Here is a 20,888-nt window from a genome sequence, read left to right as displayed (position 1 = left end):
GACGGGGCTCCCCGACCTGGGCACTCCCCCAGGTCAGTCGTACCCCGTACGATGCTGCCGGGCGTCCCTCGCGGGTCGTCCGCACGCCAGCGACGGCGCAGGGGAGGAAACCGGTGCAAGCCCGGTGCGGTCCCGCCACTGTGACCGCGGTTCACCGGAGCTCCGGGGGCCGCGGGAGCCAGGAACTCCTGCCGTCCTCCACCGGCCCGGGGCGCGGACCCCGAGGAAGGCTTGAAGCCATGCGCCGCCGCATGCCCGCACTCGCGGTCCTGTCCACCGACAAGGCCGGGAGGGCCTTCGCATGATTCTGCTGCTGTCGACGTCCGACACCGACCTGCTCAGCGCCCGCGCCTCCGAGGGCCCGGTCCCCTACCGCCTCGGCAACCCCGCCCGGCTGTCCCCCGAGGAGCTGCCCGCCCTGGTCGAGGGCACCGACCTGGTCGTGGTCCGCCTGCTCGGCGGCCGCCGGGCCTGGCAGGAGGGCCTGGACGCGCTGCTGGCCGGCCCCCGCCCGGTGGTCGTGCTGACCGGCGAGCAGGCGCCCGACGCCCAGCTGATGGAGCTGTCCACCGTCCCGGCCGGCATCGCCGCCGAGGCGCACGCCTACCTCGCCCACGGCGGCGCGGCCAACCTGGCCGAGCTGGGCGCCTTCCTCTCCGACACCGTGCTGCTCACCGGCCACGGCTTCGCCCCGCCCGCCTCCGCCCCCGCCTGGGGCCCGCTGGAGCGCACCGCCCGCGTCACCGAGGGCCCCACCATCGCGGTGCTCTACTACCGCGCCCACCACATGAGCGGGAACACCGCCTTCGTGGAGACCCTCTGCCGGGCCGTCGAGGACCAGGGCGCGCAGGCGAAGGCGTACTACTGCGCCTCGCTGCGCGGCGCCGAGCCCGAGCTGCTCGCCGAGCTCGGCGCGGCCGACGCGATCGTCACCACCGTGCTGGCCGCCGGCGGCACCCGGCCGGCCGACGCGCAGGCCGGCGGCGACGAGGAGGCCTGGGACGCGGGCGCGCTCGCCGCGCTCGACCGGCCGATCCTGCAGGCGCTCTGCCTGACCTGGTCGCGCGCCCAGTGGGAGGCCAGCGACGACGGCCTCTCCCCGCTGGACACCGCCACCCAGGTCGCGGTGCCCGAGTTCGACGGCCGGCTGATCTCCGTCCCGTTCTCCTTCAAGGAGCTGGACGAGGACGGCCTGACCGTCTACGCCGCCGACCCCGAGCGCGCCGCCCGGGTCGCCGGCACCGCCGTCAAGCACGCCCGGCTCCGGCACGTCCCGGCCGCCGAGCGCCGCCTCGCGCTCGTCCTCTCCGCGTACCCGACCAAGCACGCCCGGGTCGGCAACGCCGTCGGCCTGGACACCCCGGCCAGCGCGATGCGCCTGCTGCACCGCCTGCGCGAGGAGGGCATGGACCTCGGCGACCAGCTGCCCGGCCTCGACGTCACCGCCGACGAGGACGACGGCCACGAGGGCGACGCCCTCATCCACGCCCTGATCGCCGCCGGCGGCTACGACCAGGACTGGCTCACCGAGGACCAGCTCTCCCGCAACCCCGTCCGCATCCCGGCCGCCGACTACCGCCGCTGGTACGCCACGCTCCCCGCGGCGCTGCGCGAGCAGGTCGAGGAGCACTGGGGCCCGGCCCCCGGCGAGCTGTACGTCGACCGCTCGCGGAACCCGGACGGCGACATCGTGCTGGCCGCGATCCGCTCCGGGAACCTGCTCGTCCTGATCCAGCCGCCGCGCGGCTTCGGCGAGAACCCGGTCGCGATCTACCACGACCCCGACCTCCCGCCGAGCCACCACTACCTGGCCGCCTACCGCTGGATCGCGGCCGCCCAGGAGGACGGCGGCTTCGGCGCCGACGCGGTGATCCACCTCGGCAAGCACGGCAACCTGGAGTGGCTGCCCGGCAAGACCGCCGCGCTCTCCGCCGAGTGCGGCCCGGACGCCGTCCTCGGCGACCTGCCGCTGATCTACCCGTTCCTGGTCAACGACCCGGGCGAGGGCACCCAGGCCAAGCGCCGCGCCCACGCCACCCTGGTCGACCACCTCGTCCCGCCGATGGCCCGCGCCGACTCCTACGGCGACATCGCCCGGCTGGAGCAGCTCCTCGACGAGCACTCCAACATCGCCGCGATGGACCCGGCCAAGCTCCCGGCGATCCGCGCCCAGATCTGGACCCTCATCCAGGCCGCCAAGCTCGACCACGACCTCGGCCTGGACGAGCGCCCCGAGGACGACGGCTTCGACGACTTCCTGCTGCACGTCGACGGCTGGCTCTGCGAGGTCAAGGACGCCCAGATCCGCGACGGCCTGCACGTGCTCGGCCAGGCGCCGGTGGGCACCGACCGGGTCAACATCGTGCTCGCCATCCTGCGCGCCCGGCAGATCTGGGGCGGCGTCAGCGCCCTGCCCGGACTGCGCGAGGCCCTCGGCCTGGACGAGGCCGCGCTGACGCTGGGCGCCACCGACGCCGCCGAGGCGCAGGCCCGCGCCCTGGTCGAGGCGATGGAGGCCGAGGACTGGGCGCCCGGCGCGGTCGAGAAGGTCGCCGCCGGGCTGCCGGCCGCCGTCGCCGAGGTGCTCGCCTTCGCCGCCACCCAGGTCGTCCCCCGCCTCGCCGCCACCACCGACGAGCTGGACGCCGTGCTGCACGCGCTGCGGGGCGGCTTCGTCCCGGCCGGCCCCTCCGGCTCGCCGCTGCGCGGCCTGGTCAACGTGCTGCCGACCGGCCGCAACTTCTACTCCGTCGACCCGAAGGCCGTGCCCAGCAAGCTCGCCTGGGAGACCGGCCAGGCGCTCGCCGCCTCGCTGCTGGAGCGCTACACCGCCGACAACGACGGCGCCTTCCCGCCCTCGGTCGGGCTCTCGCTCTGGGGCACCAGCGCGATGCGCACCGCCGGCGACGACATCGCCGAGGCCTTCGCCCTGCTCGGCGTCCGCCCGGTCTGGGACGACGCCTCGCGCCGGGTCACCGGCCTGGAGGCGATCCCGCTCGAGGAGCTCGGCCGCCCCCGCATCGACGTCACGCTGCGCATCTCCGGCTTCTTCCGGGACGCCTTCCCGCACGTGGTCGCCCTGCTGGACGACGCGGTGCGCCTGGCCGCCGCCCAGGAGGAGGACGCCGCGCAGAACCACGTGCGCGCCCACGTCCAGGCCGACCTGGCCGTCCACGGCGACGAGCGCAAGGCCACCGTCCGCGTCTTCGGCTCCCGCCCGGGCACGTACGGCGCCGGCCTGCTCCAGCTGATCGACAGCCGCGACTGGCGCACCGACGCCGACCTGGCCGAGGTCTACACGGTCTGGGGCGGCTACGCGTACGGGCGCGGGCTGGACGGGCGGCCGGCCCGCGAGGAGATGGAGACCGCGTACAAGCGGATCACCGTCGCCGCGAAGAACACCGACACCCGCGAGCACGACATCGCCGACTCGGACGACTACTTCCAGTACCACGGCGGCATGGTCGCCACCGTGCGCGCCCTCACCGGCAAGGCGCCGACCGCCTACATCGGCGACTCGACCCGCCCGGAGACGGTGCGCACCCGGACGCTGACCGAGGAGGCGGCCCGGGTCTTCCGCGCCCGCGTGGTCAACCCGCGCTGGATCGAGGCGATGCGCCGGCACGGCTACAAGGGCGCGTTCGAGATGGCCGCGACGGTGGACTACCTGTTCGGCTACGACGCCACGACGGGCGTGGTCGCCGACTGGATGTACGAGAAGCTCACCCAGGAGTACGTGCTCGACCCGGTCAACCGCGAGTTCCTGGCCGGCGCCAACCCGTGGGCGCTGCACGGGATCAGCGAGCGGCTGCTGGAGGCGGCGAGCCGCGGCCTCTGGGAGCAGCCGGACCCGGAGCTGATCGAGCAGCTGCAGGCGGCGTTCCTGGAGACCGAGGGTGACCTGGAGGGCGACGAGGGCTGAGGCCGCCCGCTGTCATCGGCGTTCCCGCCGTGGGGCGTTGGTGCCGAGCGGTGTTCCCGGCCTGCGGTGTTCCCGCCCAGCGGTGTTCCCGGCCGAGCGGTGTACCCGCCCTGCGGTGTTCCCGTCACCCATTCGGGTGACGGGAATACTGGTGGCGTGCCCCGGCCAAGCGGACAATACGGGGCATGTCACGCCGCCTAGCCCTCACCCCGCCCGCCCTCGGGGCGTCCGCCGCCCGGGACCGCGACGCCCGTGCCCGCCGGTACCGCCCACGGGTGGCCGCGCTGGCCGCCGGGGCGCTGCCGGTGCTCGCCTTCCCGTCGGCCGGGCTGGCGGAACTGGCCTGGGTCGGCCTCGTCCCCGGGCTGCTGCTGATGCAGCGGGCGCCCGGGGCGCGGGAGGCGGCGGTGCGCGGGTGGTGGTTCGGCGCGGGGTTCATCCTCACCGCGATGTACTGGCTGATCCCGTCCATCGGGCCCGCGCTGCCCCTGCTCGCGATCGTGTTCGGCGCGCTGCAGGCCGGCCTCGGGCTCGCCGTGTGGCTGCTGCTGCACCCGCCGCTGACCACCCGTCGGGCGCTGCTCGCCCTGGCCGTCGTCCCCGCGGTCTGGCTGACCACCGAGTACGCGCGCTCCTGGCACGCCCTCGGCGGGCCCTGGGCGCTGCTCGGCGCCACCCAGTGGCAGCACCCGACCGTCCTCGCGCTGGCCTCGGCCGGCGGGATCTGGCTGGTCAGCGCCGCCGTCGTGGCCGTGAACACCGGGGTGCTGGTCCTGCTGACCGCCACCGAGGGGCGGCCGCGAGCCCTCGCGGCGCTGACCACCGTGCTGGTGCTGGCGGCCGGACCACTGCTGTTCGCGCTCCGCTCCGCGCCCGCCCCCGCCGGCGCCGTCACGGTCGCACTCGTCCAACCCGGCGTCGTCGAGGACCCGCGGGCCCGGTTCGAGGCCAGTGCCGCCGCCACCGCCGGGCTCGGCGGGCGGTCGGTCGACCTCGTCGTCTGGGGCGAGTCCAGCAGCACCGCCGACCTCGACCGCGACCCCGCCGCCCTGGCCCGGCTGCGCCGGCTCGCCGCCGTCACCGGCGCCGAGATCCTGGCCGGCGAGGACGCGCGCAAGGCGGACGGCCGGATCTCCAAGGACGCGGTGCTGGTCACCCCGGACGGGATCGCCGACCGCTACCGCAAGATCCGGCTGGTGCCGTTCGGCGAGTACATCCCGCTGCGGCCGCTGCTCGGCTGGATCGCCGGCGTCAGCCGGGCGGCGGGCGAGAACCGGGCGCCCGGGACGGCCTTCCACGTCCTCCCGGCCACCGACCGGACGGGCGCGGCGCTGCCGGTCGGGGCGCTGATCTGCTTCGAATCTGCCTTCCCCGACATGTCCCGCGCCGCCGCCCGCGACGGTGCCCGGGTGCTGGTCTACCAGTCCTCGACCTCGACCTTCCAGCGCACCTGGGCGCCCGAGCAGCACGTCTCGCTGGCCGCGATCCGCGCCGCCGAGACCGGCCGGCCGGCCGTGCAGGCCTCGCTCACCGGCGTCTCGGCCGCCTTCGACGCGCAGGGCCGCGAACTGGCCCGGCTCGGCACCGACCGCACCGGCGCCCTCACCGTCCGGCTGCCGCTCACCGAGCCGTCCACGCTCACCTGGTACGACCGGGTGGGCGACGTGGTGCCGGTCGCCGCGCTGCTTGTGACGGCCGGCGCGGCGGCGGTGGCGTGGCGGCAGCGTCCGGGGGGCGGCTCCCCGCAGCGGTGAGGCCCGCGGACGCGGGCCTTGCGTGGCTGGTCGGCCGGGCGCGGCACGGGGTGTGTGGCCGGGCGGGGGCGCGGCCGGGTGGGTGCGTGGCCGGGTGGATGCGTGGCCGGGTGGCTCAGCCCTCCGTGTCCGCCCGGTAGATGCCGAACGCCGCACCGACCGGGTCCCGGAGAACGGCGATCCGCGGGCCGCTCGGCACCGAGGTCGGTGCCATCAGCACGTCCGCGCCGAGGTTCCCGGCCCGGAACGCGGTCACGTCCACGTCCGCGACCGCGAAGTACGGCAGCCAGTGTGGCGGCACCTGCGGCGGGAACCGGTCGTCCATGGTCAGCATGCCTCCGAAGTCGTCGCCGTCCAGGCCCCACTGGGTGTACTGCTCGGACGGGTTGACCGTCCAGCCGAACACCGCCGGGTAGAAGGCCTTCGCGCCCTCCGGGTCACGGGTGAGCAGTTCCACCCAGCCGAGCGCACCGGGCGCGTTCAGCACCTCGGCGCCGGTCAGCCGGCCCGCCTGCCAGAGCCCGAACACCGCGCCGCCCGGGTCCGCCGCGATCGCGAACCGCCCGAAGTCCAGCGCGTCCATCGGCGCGACGACGATGCTCCCGCCGGCCTCGGTGATCCGGGCGGCGGAGGCGTCCGCGTCGGGGACCGCGAAGGAGACGCTCCAGGCCGTCGGCTGGCTCTCCCCGTACAGCGGGGTGATCGAGGCGGCGACCGCGCCGGCCAGCTTCATGAAGGTGTAGCCGCCGGCCTCCGGCCGTTCGTCGGTCTCCGGCTCCCAGCCGAACAGTTCGCCGTAAAACCGTTTGGCCCCCGCCGGGTCCGCGCTGCCGTGCTCGACCCAGCAGGGCCCGCCGGTGGTCACCGTGTTCTGCTTCATCTCACCGTGCTCCCTGTTTCCCGTCTCGTCTGTTTCCCGCTCGGTGCTTCGTGGTTCCCGCAGCGTGGTGGGTTGGTGGTCCGATGCCCGCTCAGCCGATCTCCAGGACCAGCTTTCCGCGCGCGTGACCCGACTCGACCAGGCTCATCGCCTCGGCGGCGTGGGCCAGCGGGTAACGGCCGGTGATGTGCACGTCCAGCTCGCCGACGGCGACCAGGTCGGCCAGCGCGGCGAGCGTCGCCGGGGTGGTGGAGCGGGTGATGTAACGCCCGCCCAGCTCGGCCGCGGTGGCCGGGTCCGCGGTGGAGACCAGCTTCGACCGGTCGGCCAGCGTCTCGGCGGCTGCACGCAGATCGTCCCCGCCGACCAGGTCGAGGATGCCGTCCACCCCGTCCGGGGCGACCGCCCTGATCCGCCCGGCCACGCCCTCGCCGTAGCGCACCTGCACCGCGCCGAGCGACTCCACGTACCCGCGGTTGGCGTCGCTCGCCGTGCCGACCACCCGGATGCCCCGGCTGCGGGCGATCTGCGCGGCCGCGCTGCCCACGCCCCCGGCCACGCCGAGGATCAGCAGCGTCTGCCCGGAGCCGACGCCGACGTCCCGGACCCCGTCGTCGGCGGTCGCGGCCGCCACCGGCAGCGTCGCCGCCTCGGCGAACCCGAGACCGCTCGGCTTGACCGCGCTGGCGGCGGCGACGAGCAGGGTCTGCTCGGCGAAGGCTCCCGTCGCCGTCACCCCGAACACCTCGTCGCCCGGAGTGAACCCCGTGACGTCGGGCCCGATCCGTTCGACCACCCCCGCCGCCTCCTGGCCCATCACGGCCGGCAGCTCCCGCTCCTGCCCGAACAGGCCGCGGCGGATCTTCCAGTCCACCGGGTTCACCCCGGCCGCCCGCACCACGATCGCCAGTTGGCCCGGCCCGGGCACCAGCACAGGACGGTCCAGGAACTCCTGATTCTCCGGCCCGCCGTACCCGACGAACCCGAACGCCTTGGCCATCCTCGATCCACTCCTTCGCTGGGCGGCCCTCTCCCCCGCCCCAGCATGCGGGCCACCGATGGCCACGGCCCGCCGGTGGCGCCGAACGGGCGGGCGGCGAACAGCTGACAGTGACAACCGACGGCGAACAGATAACAGATGATGAAATCTGTCATCTGTTATCTGTTCGTTGTCAGCTGTCAGCCGTTCACCCCATCCCCGCTCACGGATCACCCCCGGTTGTGGTCCCCCGTCCGGCCGTCCAGGAGCTCGCGGATGATGTCCATGTGCCCGGCATGGCGGGCGGTTTCGGTGGCCATGTGGATCAGGACCCAGCGCAGAGAGACCTCGTCGCCGAACCAGGCGCGGCCGAGGTCGTCCAGCTCCTGCTCCTCGACGACCTGGTCGGCGGCGGCGCGGGCACGGGCGTAGAAGGTGAGGATGTCGGCGGTCGACTCGTCCGGCCGGATCTTGAGGTCGGACTCCTCGTCCTCGTCGAGGTCGAACGGCAGCGGACCGGTCTCGTGGCCGAACGTCCGGCAGAACCAACCGAGTTCGGCGCCGCCGAGGTGCTTCACCAGCCCCAGCAGCGTCGTTCCCGAGGCGGTCATCGGCCGCCGGAGCTGTTCGTCGTCCAGGCCCTCCAACTTCCACAGCACGGCGTCACGGTGCCGGTCGAGAGCCGCGAACAGGCTCTCCTTCTCCGCCCCTTGGAAGGGCACGCGCTTCATCATGCGCGGGACCCTACAGGCCCCCGGGCCGGCCGAACCAACCCGGGGCACACTGTCAGACGGACCGTCAATCACCAATAACTCAGGGGGTGTTCAGCGCGCCGCCCGCTCAACCTGGATCCAGAGCTGAGCCTCCGCCTCCCCCTCGGGCAGGAACCGGGTGCGCAGGATCTCCGGGCCCGGGCGGGTCTCGTACGGGTTGGACGGGAACCACTGGGTGTAGACGTCCCGCCACATCTCCTGGAGGGCTTTCGGGAAGGTCCCCGTGCTGGAGAAGACGGCCCAGGTGCCGGCCGGGACCTCGCGCACGTCCAGGTCGTCCGGCACGACGGCGTCCGCACCCGCCACCACCGCGTGGTAGTAGTCGAGTTCGACGCCCTCCTCGCGGCTGTCCGAGAAGAACTCGGTGACCGAGAGGATGCCGTCCGGCTCCCCGTCCGAGAGGGCCGAGATCCGGTCTACGACCTCCCGGCCGAGCCCCTTGATGAACTCGGCGATGGCCGGGTTGACCCCCTCGTGGACGAGCGGGACCCGGGCCCGCCGGCCGACGATCCGGAACGCGGGCTTCTCGACGATTCGGTACTCCATACTGCTGCTCCCTTCGATGACGAGCCGGAAGGACATCCGGGGCTGGGATGTCAGCGTCGCCCCCGCGCGCCGGGCCTCGCCCGGCCCGACGCCGTGCATGGCCCGGAACGCCCGGGCGAACGCCTCCCCCGAGGTGTAGCCGTAGCGGACCGCCACCTCGAGCAACGTCCGTTCGCCGGAGAGCACTTCGGCCCCGGCGACGGTCAGCCGCCGGCGCCGCACGTACTCCGACAGCGGCATCCCGGCCAGCGCCGAGAACATCCGCCGGAAGTGGTACTCCGAGGTCAGCGCGATCCGCGCCAGCTCGGCCACGTCGACCGCCGCGTCGGGACAGGCCCCGAGGGCCTCCTCGATGCGCTCCATCGCCCGGTTCAGGTGCTCCAGCACTGCGCCCCGTCCTTCCCTTCATTGATCACCACCGTAGGAAGGACCCACCTTGCCGCACCCGACTTCCTGTGCCCGCTCCGGTCGGGTGCGGCGGGCCCGGTGAGCCGGTCACGAGCCGTCGGCCCGCACCGCGTAGACGTACCTGGTCCCGGCGTACTCGCTTGGCGGCCATCGGCAGTCGGCCCGCATGACCGGTCAGATGGGCGATGAACTGCCCTTAGCCTTGCCGGTGACCACCGTGAGGCCAGCGACGGGCCCGCAGCCCGCTGATGACCAGAAAGCAGCCCCATCGTGCCGAACGCACCCGTGATCCGCAGCGACATCCCCGGGTCCTTCGCCTGGGGCGTCTTCCATGAGCGCCACCCCAAGCTCATCCAGCGGGTCCTCGACGCGCTCCCGTACGGCCCAGCCGAGCGGGCGGCGGTCGAGCGACTGCTCGTCGAGAGCACCACCGGCGTCCTGGAGCCGCTGAGGTCGGACGCTCCGGACGCCGCTCAGTGGCTGGAGTGGGGCGAGGGCCTGTGGGGCAGGCCCTGGGGCGAGGCGCCGTTCCTGTGGGCGGAAAGCTACTTCTACCGTCGACTGCTCGACGCCACCGGGTACTTCCGGCCCGGTGCGTGGCAGGGCATCGACCCGTTCGCGCCGTTCAAGAACGCCGAGCTGGCCGGGGCGGCCGTGGACGACGAGCTGGCCGCGCTGAGCAAGCTCGACGATCTTTCGGAGGCTGGACGGGCCGAGGTGCTCCTGTCCTCCGCCCTGTGGGGCAACCGCGCGGACCTGAGCTTCCAGATCACCGCAGAGGCCGCAGTGGCCGCCGGGACCGCTGCGTCCGACTTGGTCGCCGACGACAGTGCGACGCTCTGGGACGAGCTGGAACGAGCGAAGGGCGGGCGGATCTGCCTCATCGCGGACAACGCCGGCCGGGAGCTGCTGCCGGACCTCGTGCTGGTCGACCACCTCCTGGCCGGCGGTCTGGCGGCGCAGGTCGTCCTGTACGTGAAGCCGCAGCCGTACTACGTGTCGGACGCGACGACGGCCGACGTTCTCGCCTCGGTCGAGCGCTTGTGCACCGCGCCCTCGCACGCCGCCGAGGCGGTCGGCGGGCGGCTGTGGAAGGCGATGAACAGCGGCGCGCTCGTGGTCCGCACGCACCCGTTCTTCTGCGCGCCACTGCCGTTCCACGCCATGCCCGCCGGCCTCCGGGGCGAGCTCGCCGACGCGGCGATGACGATCCTCAAGGGCGACCTCAACTACCGCCGCCTCGTCGGTGACCAGCTCTGGCCACCGACCACCCCGTTCACCGATGCGGCGAAGCACTTCCCTTCGTCCGTAGCAGCCCTGCGGACGCTGAAATCCGACGTGATCGTCGGCATCGACGCCACCACCGTCGCCCGACTCGACAGCGCCAGAACGCCATGGCGCACGAACGGCCGGCATGCCGTCGTGCAGGTCAACCTCCGTAGCTGAACGACTGAACCGGCAGGAGCGGACCGGGGGTTCCTGCCACCAGACCCACCGGTGGCGGTAGGAACGCGATCGATGGCCGCCCGGAAAGGGCTCATTGATCACCACCGCAGGAAGGACCCACCTTGCCGCACCCGACTTCCTGTGCCCGCTCCGGTCGGGGTGCGGCGGGCCCGGTAAGCCGGTCACGAGCCGTCGGCCCGCACCGCGTAGACGTACCTGGTCCCGGCGTACTCGCTGAGGTTCCAGATCACCGACTCGGCGTACGCCCAGCCGGTGGTGGCCGAACTGTGGAATCTTTGGGCCTCCAGGCCATAAATCATCCCTGACCTGCGGCAATACCCGCGCAGCCAGCCCTTCGGACGCCCTGCGCTGACCGCCATTGCCCGTCCTTCACCACCCGTTCTGGCACGGCTCTGGCACGCAGCAGCCTACGACCTGACCGGGTCACCGTCACGGCAGACGCCCTGCACCCTCAGGACCGCGAGGTCGCAGTCCTGGACGATGACGAACTGGCCCATGAGCACATGGCCGACCAGCTGGAACAGCTCGTCACTACCGTCCCGACCCCCACCAACATCGCCCTGTAGCCCGTGGGGGTCCAGGAAGAGCGGCATCGCGAATCTCCTGTCCAACCGGCTGCGCGGCAAGTCGGGATACAGCTTCGTTCGGTTCGACGCGTTCAAGTACGCCGAACCCGCTGCGCAGGAACTTCATCAGTGCGGTCGCCACCGAGCTCGGTGTCAAGGACAGCGCGTTCCACGCCGACCTCTACACCGGCAGGTCCAGCGCCGCCTTCAGTCTCAGCGGCAGGGACGTTCGGCGGCTGATCGTCCTCTTCGTGTGCCTGTTCCTCGTCGTCTGCGCCACCGCGCTGGTCCTTCCCCTGGCGGCGGCCCTGTTCGCGAGCGGTCCGGTGCTCACCGAGTTCCTCCACCGCGCCCCGGACGCGCTGAGGACCGGCGTGGTGCCGGCCGCGCTGCTGACCGCGCTCGTCGTCCTGGTGAACCGGAGGTGCCGCCCGCGTGCCGCTGCACCGCGGCAGTCGACGAAGGAGACCCGGACGCCCTTGGTGACCGGGAAGTCGGGGGTGCCGTCGCCGTTGGGGTCGGTGTCGACGTACCAGGACACCAGGACGACCCGCTTGCCGCTCCACCCACCGGAACCCAGTGCGTCCGCGCTGGTGGTGACGCCCTGCGGCACCCACTCCTCGACGCCCTGGTCGCCCGGGTTCCAGGCGAAGCCGTCCTGGAACGCCCCGACCCCGCTCGGCGGCGCCGCCAAGTGCCGCGCGTCCCGGTTCGCGCCGGCCAGCACGTCGGCGACCGTCGCCGTGGGCGGCGCCCGGGCCAGTCCGGCGACGAGGTCCACGTACCTGCCGTGACTGTTGCCCACCCGCTCGGCCAGGGTGAACTGGCCGGGCGTGAGCGTCCCGGCCTCGGCCACCGCGGGGGCGAAGACCGCACCGGCCACCGCCGCGAGGGGCGCGGCGGCCATCCCCTTGATGATCGTCCTGCGCGGCATGGTCATGAACTCTGAACGTAGGGGCGGCATCGCACATCTGACAGGCCGTCATCCAGCCGGGAGCAGCGACGACCACGGCAGCGGCCGATCCGCGGCGCGCCCCGGGGCGGCGGCAGCAGCGGACGGGAGCCGTGACGTGATCGCGACCCGCGCCGGGACCGGCTCCGGTCCACCAGGTGGACGGCGGGAAGATCCGGCGACCCCACGGCGTTCCGATCCTCCACCGTCACAACCGCACCACCGACAGCAACGACCACCCGACCCACCATCGCGGCCCCCGAACCGCAGTTGTTCAAATTGGAACTACCTAGTACGGTCGAGAACCGACCACCACACCGGTAACGGAGGCCCCGTCCATGCCGCAGCTGCCGCATCCCGCCACACCGCACCCGGGCAGCGCCACCGTGCGCTCCCGGGTCCGCATCCCGCTGACCTTCCCGGACGGCTACCGCGCCGAGGCCGAGGTCTTCACCTTCCACGGCCTCAGCGACGGCGCCGAGCACCTGGCGCTCGCCTTCGGCCCGGTCGCGGACGGAGGAACCGCGCACGGAACGGTGGAGGGCGCAGCGGTCGCGGACGCAGCGGTCGAGGGCGCAGCGGCCGCGGACGCAGCGGTCGCGGGCGGAGTGACCGCGAGCGCCCGGACGCCGCTGGTGCGGCTGCACTCGGAGTGCCTCACCGGCGACGTCTTCGGCTCGGACCGGTGCGACTGCGGCCCGCAGCTGCGCGAGTCCGTCGAGCGGATCGCCGAGGCGGGCGGCTACCTCCTCTACCTGCGCCAGGAGGGCCGGGGCATCGGCCTCTACAACAAGCTGGACGCCTACGCCCTCCAGGACGCCGGCCTGGACACCTACGACGCCAACACCGCGCTCGGCCTGCCCGAGGACGGGCGGGACTACACCGCCGCCGCCCAGATGCTCACCGCACTCGGCGCCACCGGGATCGACCTGCTCAGCAACAACCCGGACAAGGCCTCCCAGCTGTCCGCCCTCGGGATCACGGTCGAGCGCCGGGTGCCGACCGGCGTGCACCTGTCGGCCAGCAACGTCCGCTACCTGCGCGCCAAGGTCGAGCGGACCGGGCACTCGATCGAGCTGTCCCGCCTGGTCGGCTGAACGGCCCCGGTCGGCTGACCGGGCTCCTCGTCGGCCGACCGAGCCCCCGGTCGGCCGAACCGCCCGGGCCGGTGGACGACGGTGGACGACGGTGGACGCCGACGGCGGCGGGCGCCGACGGGCGGCGGCCGACGACGGCGGGCGACGGTGCGGACGCCGGCGGACCGACCGGAGGTACCGGCTCAGGCCCGCCGCAGCGGCTGGCTCAGCCGGTGCGCCACCATCGCGGTGAACCAGCCGAGCTCGACGAGCGGGGGCACCGGGTCGTCGCGGCAGAGCCAGGCCCGCTCGGTGCCGCGCCGCGGCGCGACGTCCCGCGGCAGGGCCCGCTGCTGCCAGGTCCACACGGCGGCGGACGGCAGGTCCAGCTGGCCGAGGCCGAAGCTGCGCACCACCTGCGGCCCGGGCGGCACCGGTCGTCCGGTCAGCGACAGGTGGAGCGCCCGGACCACGTCGACCCCGTGGACCGTCTCGAACAGCCGGAACTGGGCGCCGGTGCGGGGATTGAAGTCGACCAGCTTGTACCGGCCGTCGCGGAGGTCCAGCCGCCAGTCGAGGTCGGCCGCGCCGCTGTAGCCGATCCGCCGGCACAGCCGCACCGCCAGCTCGGCGAGCTCCGGGTTGGGCAGGGCACGGGCCCGGGTGGTGATCCCGGCGGTCGGCGGCCAGGAGCGCAGCTTGAGCCCGGTGAAGACCACCAGCGGCTCTCCTCCGGGGCCGCAGCACAGATGCGTGAACCAGTCCTCGGAGTGTTCCGGCGGCAGGTACTCCTGCGCGAGCAGCGAGGGTGCGTGCTGGGCCGACCGACCGGCCTCCCACATCGCCAGCAGCTCCCGTTCGCTGGACACCACCGCGGTGTTGTGCGTGACGGCGGGCCGCTCCAGCCTGGTCCACGCCTCCAGGTTCTTCAGCACCAGCGGGAGGCCCCATTCGGCGGCGGCGGCCAGCAGTTCGGTGCGGCAGCCGGGTACGCGGGCCCGGGGTGTCGCCACGCCGTGTTCGCCGCAGATCAGACGCAGGCCCTCCTTGCTGGCCAGGCGCCGCGGGAGGCCGGCCGGGACGGGCGGCAGCAGGAAGTGTTCGGAGAGTTCGTCGGCATGCTCGGCGAGCAGGACGGCCGCCTCGTCGTCGGTGGCGATGGCGACGCTGCGGCGTCCGATGGCCCGACCGTTCTCGACCAGGCGCGCCACCAGCTCGCCGACGTCCTCCCGTCCGCTGCTGGGCCGGACGAAGGCCTCGGCCAGGTACCGGGAGACGGCGGTGGGGGTGTTGCGGCTCTCCACCATCGCGTACACCGGGACGCCCGCCCGGCCGAGGCTCCGCACCGCACCGAGGGCGCCGTGGTGCTGCGGGTAGTGCCCGACCTTGACCAGCAGCGCCGGGACCTCACGGTCCAGCCGGGGTTCGGAGTACGGCATATCGCCTCGAAATCGCCTCGCAGCTCGTGCGGCGGACCTCCCGCAGCGGACGCCGGTGTCGGCGTCGCGGAGGTACCGGCGTCGCGGAGGTGCCGTCGGCGCGGAGGTACCGGCATCGCCGAGGTGCCGGCGTCGGAAGGTACCGGCATCGGGAGGTGCCGATGGCGGGCCCGGTACCAGCACCGCCGCCGAAGTGCCCAGCACCCGAGTGCCCCGGATCCTCCTACTGCACATGGTCGGCCGTACCGGCCGGTAAGTCGACCGGGCCCGGCGCCAGTACGTCGATCGCGCCGGACGGCCGGCGCGCGCCCCCCTGCCCTCGCCGGACGCGGTCCCGCCGGGCGACGCGATCCGGCGTAGCGACACGGTCCCGCCGAGCGACACGGTCCCGCCGAGCGACACGGTCCCGCCGGGCGACGCGGTCCCGCCGGGCGACGCGGTCCCGCCGAGCGGCGCGGTCCCGTCGAGCGGTGCAGTCTGGTGGGTGACGGGTGTCCCGCCCGCCGCCCGGGCTGCCCCCGGCCGCCACGGCGGCTGCGCCACCCGGAGCGGCTGCCCCGCCACCGCTCATGCCCCCGCCAGGGAGGAGCAAGCCCGATGAACGCGAGCACGCGCGGCCGAACCGCCGTCACGGTGGTCGGCGCCGGTCCGTACGGGCTGTCGGCCGCCGCACACCTGCAGGCGCACGGGCTGGCGGTGCGGGTGCTGGGTGAGCCGATGGACACCTGGCGCTCCCGGATGCCGTCGGGGATGTTCCTGAAGTCCAATCCGTCGGCCTCCTCGATCGCCGATCCGTCCTCCCGGTACAGCCTCTCGGCGTTCCGCGCGGCGCACGGGCTGCCCGACGGAGGGGACCTCCACCCGGTGCCGATCGACGAGTTCATCCGGTACGGCGAATGGTTCCAGGAGCGCTGCGTGCCCTCCGTGGACCGGTCCCGGGTGGAGGCGATCGGCCCCGACCCGAACGGCTTCCGGGTGTCACTGGAGTCGGGCGAGGAGTTCGCCAGCCGCTGCGTGGTGCTGGCGACCGGGCTTCCCCCGTTCGCCCACGTCCCGGCGGAGCTGTCCCGGCTCACCGAATCCGGGCTGGTCTCGCACACGTCGGACCACGCCCGGTTGCAGGCCTTCGCCGGCCGACGCGTGCTGGTGATCGGTGCCGGGCAGTCGGCACTGGAGAGCGCGGCCCTGCTGCACGAGGCCGGCGCCGAACCCACGCTGGTGGCCCGGACCAGGCGGCCGGTGTTCAACCCGCCGCCCAGCACCGACCGCAGCAGCGACCGCCCGCTGACCGAACGGCTCAGGGCGCCCGGCACCCCGCTGGGGCCCGGCTGGCGCGTGCTCGGCTACGCGTACGGGCCGCGGGCCTTCCGCCACCTGCCGGCCGGCACCCGGGAGAGGCTGGTGCACACGGTGCTCGGGCCGGCCGGCGCCTGGTGGCTGCGCGAGCGGGTGGAGGGCCGCGTCCCGATGCTCACCGGGCACACCCTGGACCGGCTGGCCCAGCAGGGGAGCGGCGTCCGCCTGACGCTGCGCGACGGCGCGGGCCGGCCGGTGGTCCTGGAGGCCGACCACGTCCTCTCGGCCACCGGATACCGCACCGACGTCGGGCGGCTGGAGATCCTCGGCCCGGAACTGCGGCGGGCGGTGCGGCAGTCGGCCGGCGGGCCGCTGCTCAACGCCTTCCTCGAATCGTCCGTGCCCGGCCTGTACTTCACGGGGCTCGCGGCCGCGCCCACGTTCGGACCCGTCCTGCGGTTCGTGTGCGGCACCGGCTTCGCCGCCCGCCGGGTCACCGCGGGGGTGCTGAGGGCGAACGGCGGCTCGACCCGCCCCTGAGCCGCCACACCCACCCGCCGCCACACCCGACGCTCACACACCCGCCCACGCGCACCGCCGCACCCTCCGCAACGCCCGCCGCAACGCCCGCCGCCCATCGCCACACCCACCCCCCACCAAGCCCACCCGCCGCTACGCCCGCGCGGCCGCGAGCGGCGCCAGCACGCCGGCCGCCACCAGCACGATGATCAGCACGCCCACCAGCACCCGGTACACCACGAACGGCATGAAGCTGTGGTGCGAGATGTACTTCAGGAACCAGGCGATCACCGCGAGGGCCACCACGAAGGCGATGGCCGTGGCCAGCAGCGTCGGCCCCCAGGCCGGCGCCGGGCCGTTGCCGATCTTGGTCAGCTCCAGCAGGCCCGAGGCCAGCACCGCGGGGACGGCGAGCAGGAACGAGTACCGCGCCGCCGCCTCCCGGCGGTACCCGAGCAGCAGCCCGGCACTGATCGTGCCGCCCGACCGCGACACGCCCGGGACCAGGGCCAACGCCTGCGCCAGGCCGTAGAGCAGGGCGTCCCGGAGGTTCAGGGCGCTGACCGGGCGGACGTTGTGCGCCGCCCGGCGGTCGGCCACGGCCAGGACCAGCCCGAAGACGATCATCATCGCCCCGATCAGCCGCAGGTCGCGCACCGAGGTCTCGATGGTGTCCTGGAAGGCGAGGCCGAGGATGGCGATCGGCAGGGTGCCGACGATGACGTACCAGCCCAGCCGGGCGTTCAGGTCGCCCCGGCGCTCCGGCCGGTACAGCGAGACGGTCCAGGCCGAGACGATCGCGGCGATCTCCCGGCGGAAGAAGACCAGCACGGCCGACTCGGTGCCCAGCTGCGTCACCGCGGTGAACGCCGCCCCCGGATCACCCCAGCCCAACAGGGCGGAGACCACCCGCAGATGGGCGCTGGAGGAGATCGGCAGGAACTCGGTGAGCCCCTCGACCAGGCCGAGCACGGCCGCGTGGAACCAGCTGATCACCGGGCCCCCGTCGTGGGGTTCCGCCGGCCCGCACCCGGCTCGACGCGCAAGGGGACGTGCATGAACGGTCCTTCACGGTCGACGACGGACGGATTCCGGTTCTCCTGCCACAACGCGCCCTCACTATAGGGGCGCGGATGGGCGTTTCGTCCCTTATTCGGTCCGACGGCCGGCCCGCGAGTCCGGCCCGGGCCGAAAGGGGTCGTCGGCGGACCCGGACCCGGCCGCGGTCCCGGACCCGGCCGCGGAATCGCCCGCGGCATCGGCGGAATCGGCCCGGGAATCGGACAGGGATCTGGCCAGGGATCTGGCCAGGGGCCTGGTGAGCGGCCTGGCGAGGCGCTTCGTCACGGTGCCGGCGAAGCGGACCGCCAGCGCGGCGGCGGGGGCCGGGTCGTCCCGGCTGAACCAGGCGCGTTCCAGCCCGGGACGGGGCAGCACCGCGGGCGGCAGCCGCCGCAGGCGCCAGGCGGTGACGGCGGCGGACGGGACGTCGAGCTGGCCCAGGACGAAGGTGCGGCCGTGCCGCTGCGGCCCGTCCGGGAGGTGTCCGCCGGTCAGGTCGAGGTACAGGGCGCGGACCACGTCGAGGCCCTGGACGGTCTCGAAGAGCCGGAACTGGGAACCCACCCGCGGGTTGAAGTCGACGAGCTTGTAGTGGCCGTCCCGGTGGTCGAAGCGCCAGTCGAGGTCGGCGATGCCGGTGTAGCCGATGCTCCGGCACAGTCCGGCGGCGAGGTCGGCGACGACCGGGTTGGGGAGGGCGCTGGCCCGCGAGGCGGCCCCCGCGCCGGGCGGCCACGAGCGCAGCTTGTGACCGGTGAAGACCAGCCGCGGCACGCCCGCGGTGTCGCAGTACAACTGGGTGAACCAGTCCTCCGCGGACTCGGCCGGGATGTACTCCTGGAGGACGACGGACGGCGATCCGCCGGACGGGCAGCTCGCGAGGAGCTCGCGCTGGTCCCGGACGACGGTCGTGTGGTGCACGACCGGGGCGCGCAGCCTGGTCCACGCCTCCCGGTTCTTGAGCACCAGGGGATAGCCGAGCCACCGGGCCTGGGCGAGGAGCTCGTCCCGGTCCCCGGGGGTGCAGGTCCGGGGCGTGCGCACGCCGTACCGGCGGCAGATCCGTTCCAATTCCTGCTTGCTGGCGAGCCTGCGCGGCAGCCCCGACGGCACCGGGGGCAGCAGGAAGTACGGTGCCAGGCGGTCGGCGTGCTCCGCCAGCAGGACGGCGGCCTCGTCCCCGACGGCCACGGCCACGCTGCGCCGGCCGATCGTGCGGCCGATCCGCAGCAGCGCGGCGACCAGCTCCTCCTGGTCCTCGAACCCGGTGGTGGGCAGGACCAGCCGCCCCGTCAGGTACCGCGAGACGGCGCTCGGGGTGAACCGGTCCTCGACCATCGCGTGCACCGGCACCCCGAGCCGTCCGAGGCTGCGGGTGACTCCGAGGCTGACGTGCTCCTGCGGGTAGCGGCCGATCTTGACGACGAGCGCCGGCACGGCGCCGTCCGGGTCAGTACGCGCCCGTGCCATGGATGACCACGGAGGGCGTACGGGCGAGGATCTCCAGGTCGAGGGCCGGTGACCAGTTCTCCACGTAGTCCAGGTCGAGCTGGACCCGCTCCTGCGCGGCGACCTCGGAGCGCCCGCTGACCTGCCACAGTCCGGTCAGGCCCGGCTTCACCAGCAGCCGACGGCGCCTCACCTGCGGGTCGAGGGCGAGCAGCTCGTCGCGCGGCAGCGGTCGCGGGCCGACCAGCGCCATCCGGCCCGTGAGCACGTTGAACAACTGCGGCAGCTCGTCCAGCGAGTAGTGCCGCAGGAACGAGCCGACCCTGGTCACCCGGGGGTCGTCGGCGATCTTGAAGAACGCGCCGTCGCCGCCGTACTGGTTCAGGGCGGCCAGCTCGGCCTTGCGCTGCTCCGCATCGCGGTACATCGTGCGGAACTTCAGCAACGTGAACTCCCTGCCGTCGCGCCCGATCCGACGCTGCGTGAAGATGGCCGGTCCCGGGCTGTCCAACCGCACCACCAAGGCGATCACGAGCAGGAGCGGCGCCAGCGCCAGCAGTCCGAGCCCGGCGGCCAGCCGGTCCAGCGCCTCCTCGGGGATGCGCGCCGTGTGCGAGATCCTCGGCGCCTCCAGCCGAAGCAACGGTATCCCGGCCACCGGCTGCACGGCGAGCCGAGCGGCGGCGACGTCCGCCGGCACGGGTGCGAGCAGCAGCTCGACACCCCGCGCCTGGAGGTCCCAGGTCAGCCGGCGCAGCTCGGCCGCGTCCAGGCCCGGGCCGGGTACCGCGATCACGGCGTCGCACGCGCGGCGCGACACGGCGCTCGGCAGGTTCCCCGGCAGGCAGGTGCCCATGACCTCGAACTCGTGGACCGCTCCCCGGGTCAGCAGGGCGCTCAGCTCGGCGCAGGCCGTGGTGGGGCCGGCCACCAGCACCCGGCGCGCCTGGCCGCTCCGTCGCCGGGCGGCTCGGAGCCGGCGCCGCAGGAGGCGGCGCAGCGCGATCGTCAGGACGGCGGCGACGGGGAGCGCGAGCAGCGCGTCGTGCAGCAGTCCCTCGTGCGGCGCGAACCACCAGGCGGCGGCGGACAGCACGACGGCCAGGCCGGCGGCGCGCAGCACCCGGCGGAACTCCCCGTGGCCGGTGCGCAGGCACCACTGGCCGTACGCGCGCTGCGTCGCCAGGCAGAGCAGCCAGAGCGGTACCAGGGCGGCCGGCACGGCCCACCGGCCGGTGGCCGCCACCACGACGGCGGAGGCACCGGCCGCGGCCAGGGCATCGGCCGTGAGGAAGGATGCCCTGGGCGCGCGGACCGGCGCCGGTCTCGGGGGTCGTGGTCGCGGTGGTCCGTCCGGGGCGGTCGGCCCGGGTTGCTCCGGTTGCTCCGGTTGCTCCGGTTGCTCCGGGCGGGTGGCAGCGGGCGGCGCGCCCGCTGGGCGGGCGGAGGTCGCGGAGGTGGTGAACGGCGTTCGGCCGGCCCGGGGCTCGGCCCTGGAGGTGGACGTGGTTCTCATCGTGGGCGTGCCTCTCTGAGGCAGAAGGGCGTCGAGGCGTCGCCGGGCATCACACCGGTACGCGAGAGCGCCGGGAGACCCGTGCCGAAAACCCACCCCGCGGGACTCGCGCTCAGAAACTCGCGCCGAGGAACGTGCCCGTTGCCTCTGGCCGTACGGCGACGGAGACCGCACGGCGCCGGTACGGATGACGAGGGAGACCGCAGCTCGTTGTCGCTGCCTCTCCGGCCGGTGCCGGGTGGTGATCCCTGGGGGCAGCCCGTCGGCCGGAGGCTCTCATCCGC

At 74.1% G+C, this 20,888-nt stretch carries 14 protein-coding genes and 1 riboswitch; of the genes, 5 read left to right on the top strand and 9 right to left on the bottom strand.

Annotation, left to right across the window (positions count from 1 at the left end; translation table 11 throughout):
• Positions 1-103: 103 nt before the first annotated feature.
• Positions 104-188, top strand: a riboswitch (cobalamin riboswitch).
• A 113-nt stretch (positions 189-301) separates the two neighbouring features.
• Together cobN and lnt are read left to right on the top strand one after the other, a co-directional pair.
• Positions 302-3,922, top strand: a complete 3,621-nt coding sequence (gene cobN, locus ACFVHB_RS13325) for a cobaltochelatase subunit CobN (RefSeq protein ID WP_380319814.1) — start codon at positions 302-304, stop codon at positions 3,920-3,922.
• Positions 3,923-4,107: 185 nt separating this feature from the next.
• Positions 4,108-5,676, top strand: coding sequence for an apolipoprotein N-acyltransferase (lnt, locus tag ACFVHB_RS13320; protein ID WP_380319811.1), 1,569 nt, complete (start codon positions 4,108-4,110; stop codon positions 5,674-5,676).
• Between the two features lie 115 nt (positions 5,677-5,791).
• On the opposite strand, the gene ACFVHB_RS13315 is transcribed toward lnt, so the two are convergent.
• From ACFVHB_RS13315 to ACFVHB_RS13300, 4 genes are all read right to left on the bottom strand, one after another.
• Positions 5,792-6,556, bottom strand: coding sequence for a VOC family protein (locus tag ACFVHB_RS13315; RefSeq protein ID WP_380319808.1), 765 nt, complete (start codon positions 6,554-6,556; stop codon positions 5,792-5,794).
• A gap of 91 nt (positions 6,557-6,647) precedes the next feature.
• The gene (locus tag ACFVHB_RS13310; RefSeq protein ID WP_380319805.1) at positions 6,648-7,556 is read right to left on the bottom strand and encodes an NADP-dependent oxidoreductase; all 909 of its coding nucleotides are present in this window, start codon (positions 7,554-7,556) and stop codon (positions 6,648-6,650) included.
• Between the two features lie 209 nt (positions 7,557-7,765).
• A complete protein-coding gene (locus tag ACFVHB_RS13305) occupies positions 7,766-8,269 on the bottom strand; it encodes a DinB family protein (protein ID WP_380319802.1) in 504 nt (167 codons plus the stop codon).
• Positions 8,270-8,359: 90 nt separating this feature from the next.
• Complete coding sequence (locus ACFVHB_RS13300; protein ID WP_380319799.1) at positions 8,360-9,241, bottom strand: GyrI-like domain-containing protein; 882 nt, start codon at positions 9,239-9,241, stop codon at positions 8,360-8,362.
• Positions 9,242-9,532: 291 nt separating this feature from the next.
• Here ACFVHB_RS13300 and ACFVHB_RS13295 point away from each other — a divergent pair, with 291 nt between their 5' ends.
• Positions 9,533-10,708: a damage-control phosphatase ARMT1 family protein gene (locus ACFVHB_RS13295; protein ID WP_380319796.1), complete on the top strand. Its 1,176-nt coding sequence runs from the start codon at positions 9,533-9,535 to the stop codon at positions 10,706-10,708.
• Between the two features lie 768 nt (positions 10,709-11,476).
• Here the strand turns inward: ACFVHB_RS13295 and ACFVHB_RS13290 are convergent.
• Positions 11,477-12,235 carry a hypothetical protein gene (locus ACFVHB_RS13290; RefSeq protein WP_380319793.1) on the bottom strand — a complete coding sequence of 253 codons (759 nt, stop codon included), beginning with the start codon at positions 12,233-12,235 and terminating at the stop codon, positions 11,477-11,479.
• Positions 12,236-12,585: 350 nt separating this feature from the next.
• Between ACFVHB_RS13290 and ribA the strand changes: the two genes are divergently transcribed.
• On the top strand, positions 12,586-13,344 hold the full coding sequence (ribA, locus tag ACFVHB_RS13285) for a GTP cyclohydrolase II (RefSeq protein WP_380319791.1): 759 nt from the start codon (positions 12,586-12,588) through the stop codon (positions 13,342-13,344).
• Positions 13,345-13,526: 182 nt separating this feature from the next.
• Here ribA and ACFVHB_RS13280 read toward each other — a convergent pair whose 3' ends face one another.
• Entirely contained in the window at positions 13,527-14,762 is a 1,236-nt protein-coding gene (locus ACFVHB_RS13280) for an ATP-grasp domain-containing protein (protein ID WP_380319788.1), read from the bottom strand.
• Between the two features lie 597 nt (positions 14,763-15,359).
• Between ACFVHB_RS13280 and ACFVHB_RS13275 the strand changes: the two genes are divergently transcribed.
• Entirely contained in the window at positions 15,360-16,598 is a 1,239-nt protein-coding gene (locus ACFVHB_RS13275) for an FAD-dependent oxidoreductase (protein ID WP_380319785.1), read from the top strand.
• A gap of 132 nt (positions 16,599-16,730) precedes the next feature.
• On the opposite strand, the gene ACFVHB_RS13270 is transcribed toward ACFVHB_RS13275, so the two are convergent.
• The 3 genes from ACFVHB_RS13270 to ACFVHB_RS13260 all read right to left on the bottom strand — a co-directional run bounded on the left by ACFVHB_RS13270 (position 16,731) and on the right by ACFVHB_RS13260 (position 20,337).
• Positions 16,731-17,570, bottom strand: a complete 840-nt coding sequence (locus ACFVHB_RS13270) for an undecaprenyl-diphosphate phosphatase (RefSeq protein WP_380319953.1) — start codon at positions 17,568-17,570, stop codon at positions 16,731-16,733.
• Between the two features lie 156 nt (positions 17,571-17,726).
• Complete coding sequence (locus tag ACFVHB_RS13265; RefSeq protein ID WP_380319782.1) at positions 17,727-19,109, bottom strand: ATP-grasp domain-containing protein; 1,383 nt, start codon at positions 19,107-19,109, stop codon at positions 17,727-17,729.
• Positions 19,090-20,337, bottom strand: a complete 1,248-nt coding sequence (locus tag ACFVHB_RS13260) for an exopolysaccharide biosynthesis polyprenyl glycosylphosphotransferase (RefSeq protein WP_380319779.1) — start codon at positions 20,335-20,337, stop codon at positions 19,090-19,092. Before ACFVHB_RS13260 ends, ACFVHB_RS13265 begins: the two co-directional genes overlap by 20 nt.
• Between the last annotated feature and the right edge of the window lie 551 nt (positions 20,338-20,888).

Origin of the sequence: Kitasatospora sp. NPDC127111 (assembly GCF_042677465.1) — a bacterium.
Taxonomy (GTDB): Bacteria; Actinomycetota; Actinomycetes; order Streptomycetales; family Streptomycetaceae; genus Kitasatospora.
The sequence above is the reverse complement of the archived record's forward strand: the minus strand, read 5'-3'. Positions and strand labels throughout refer to the sequence as shown.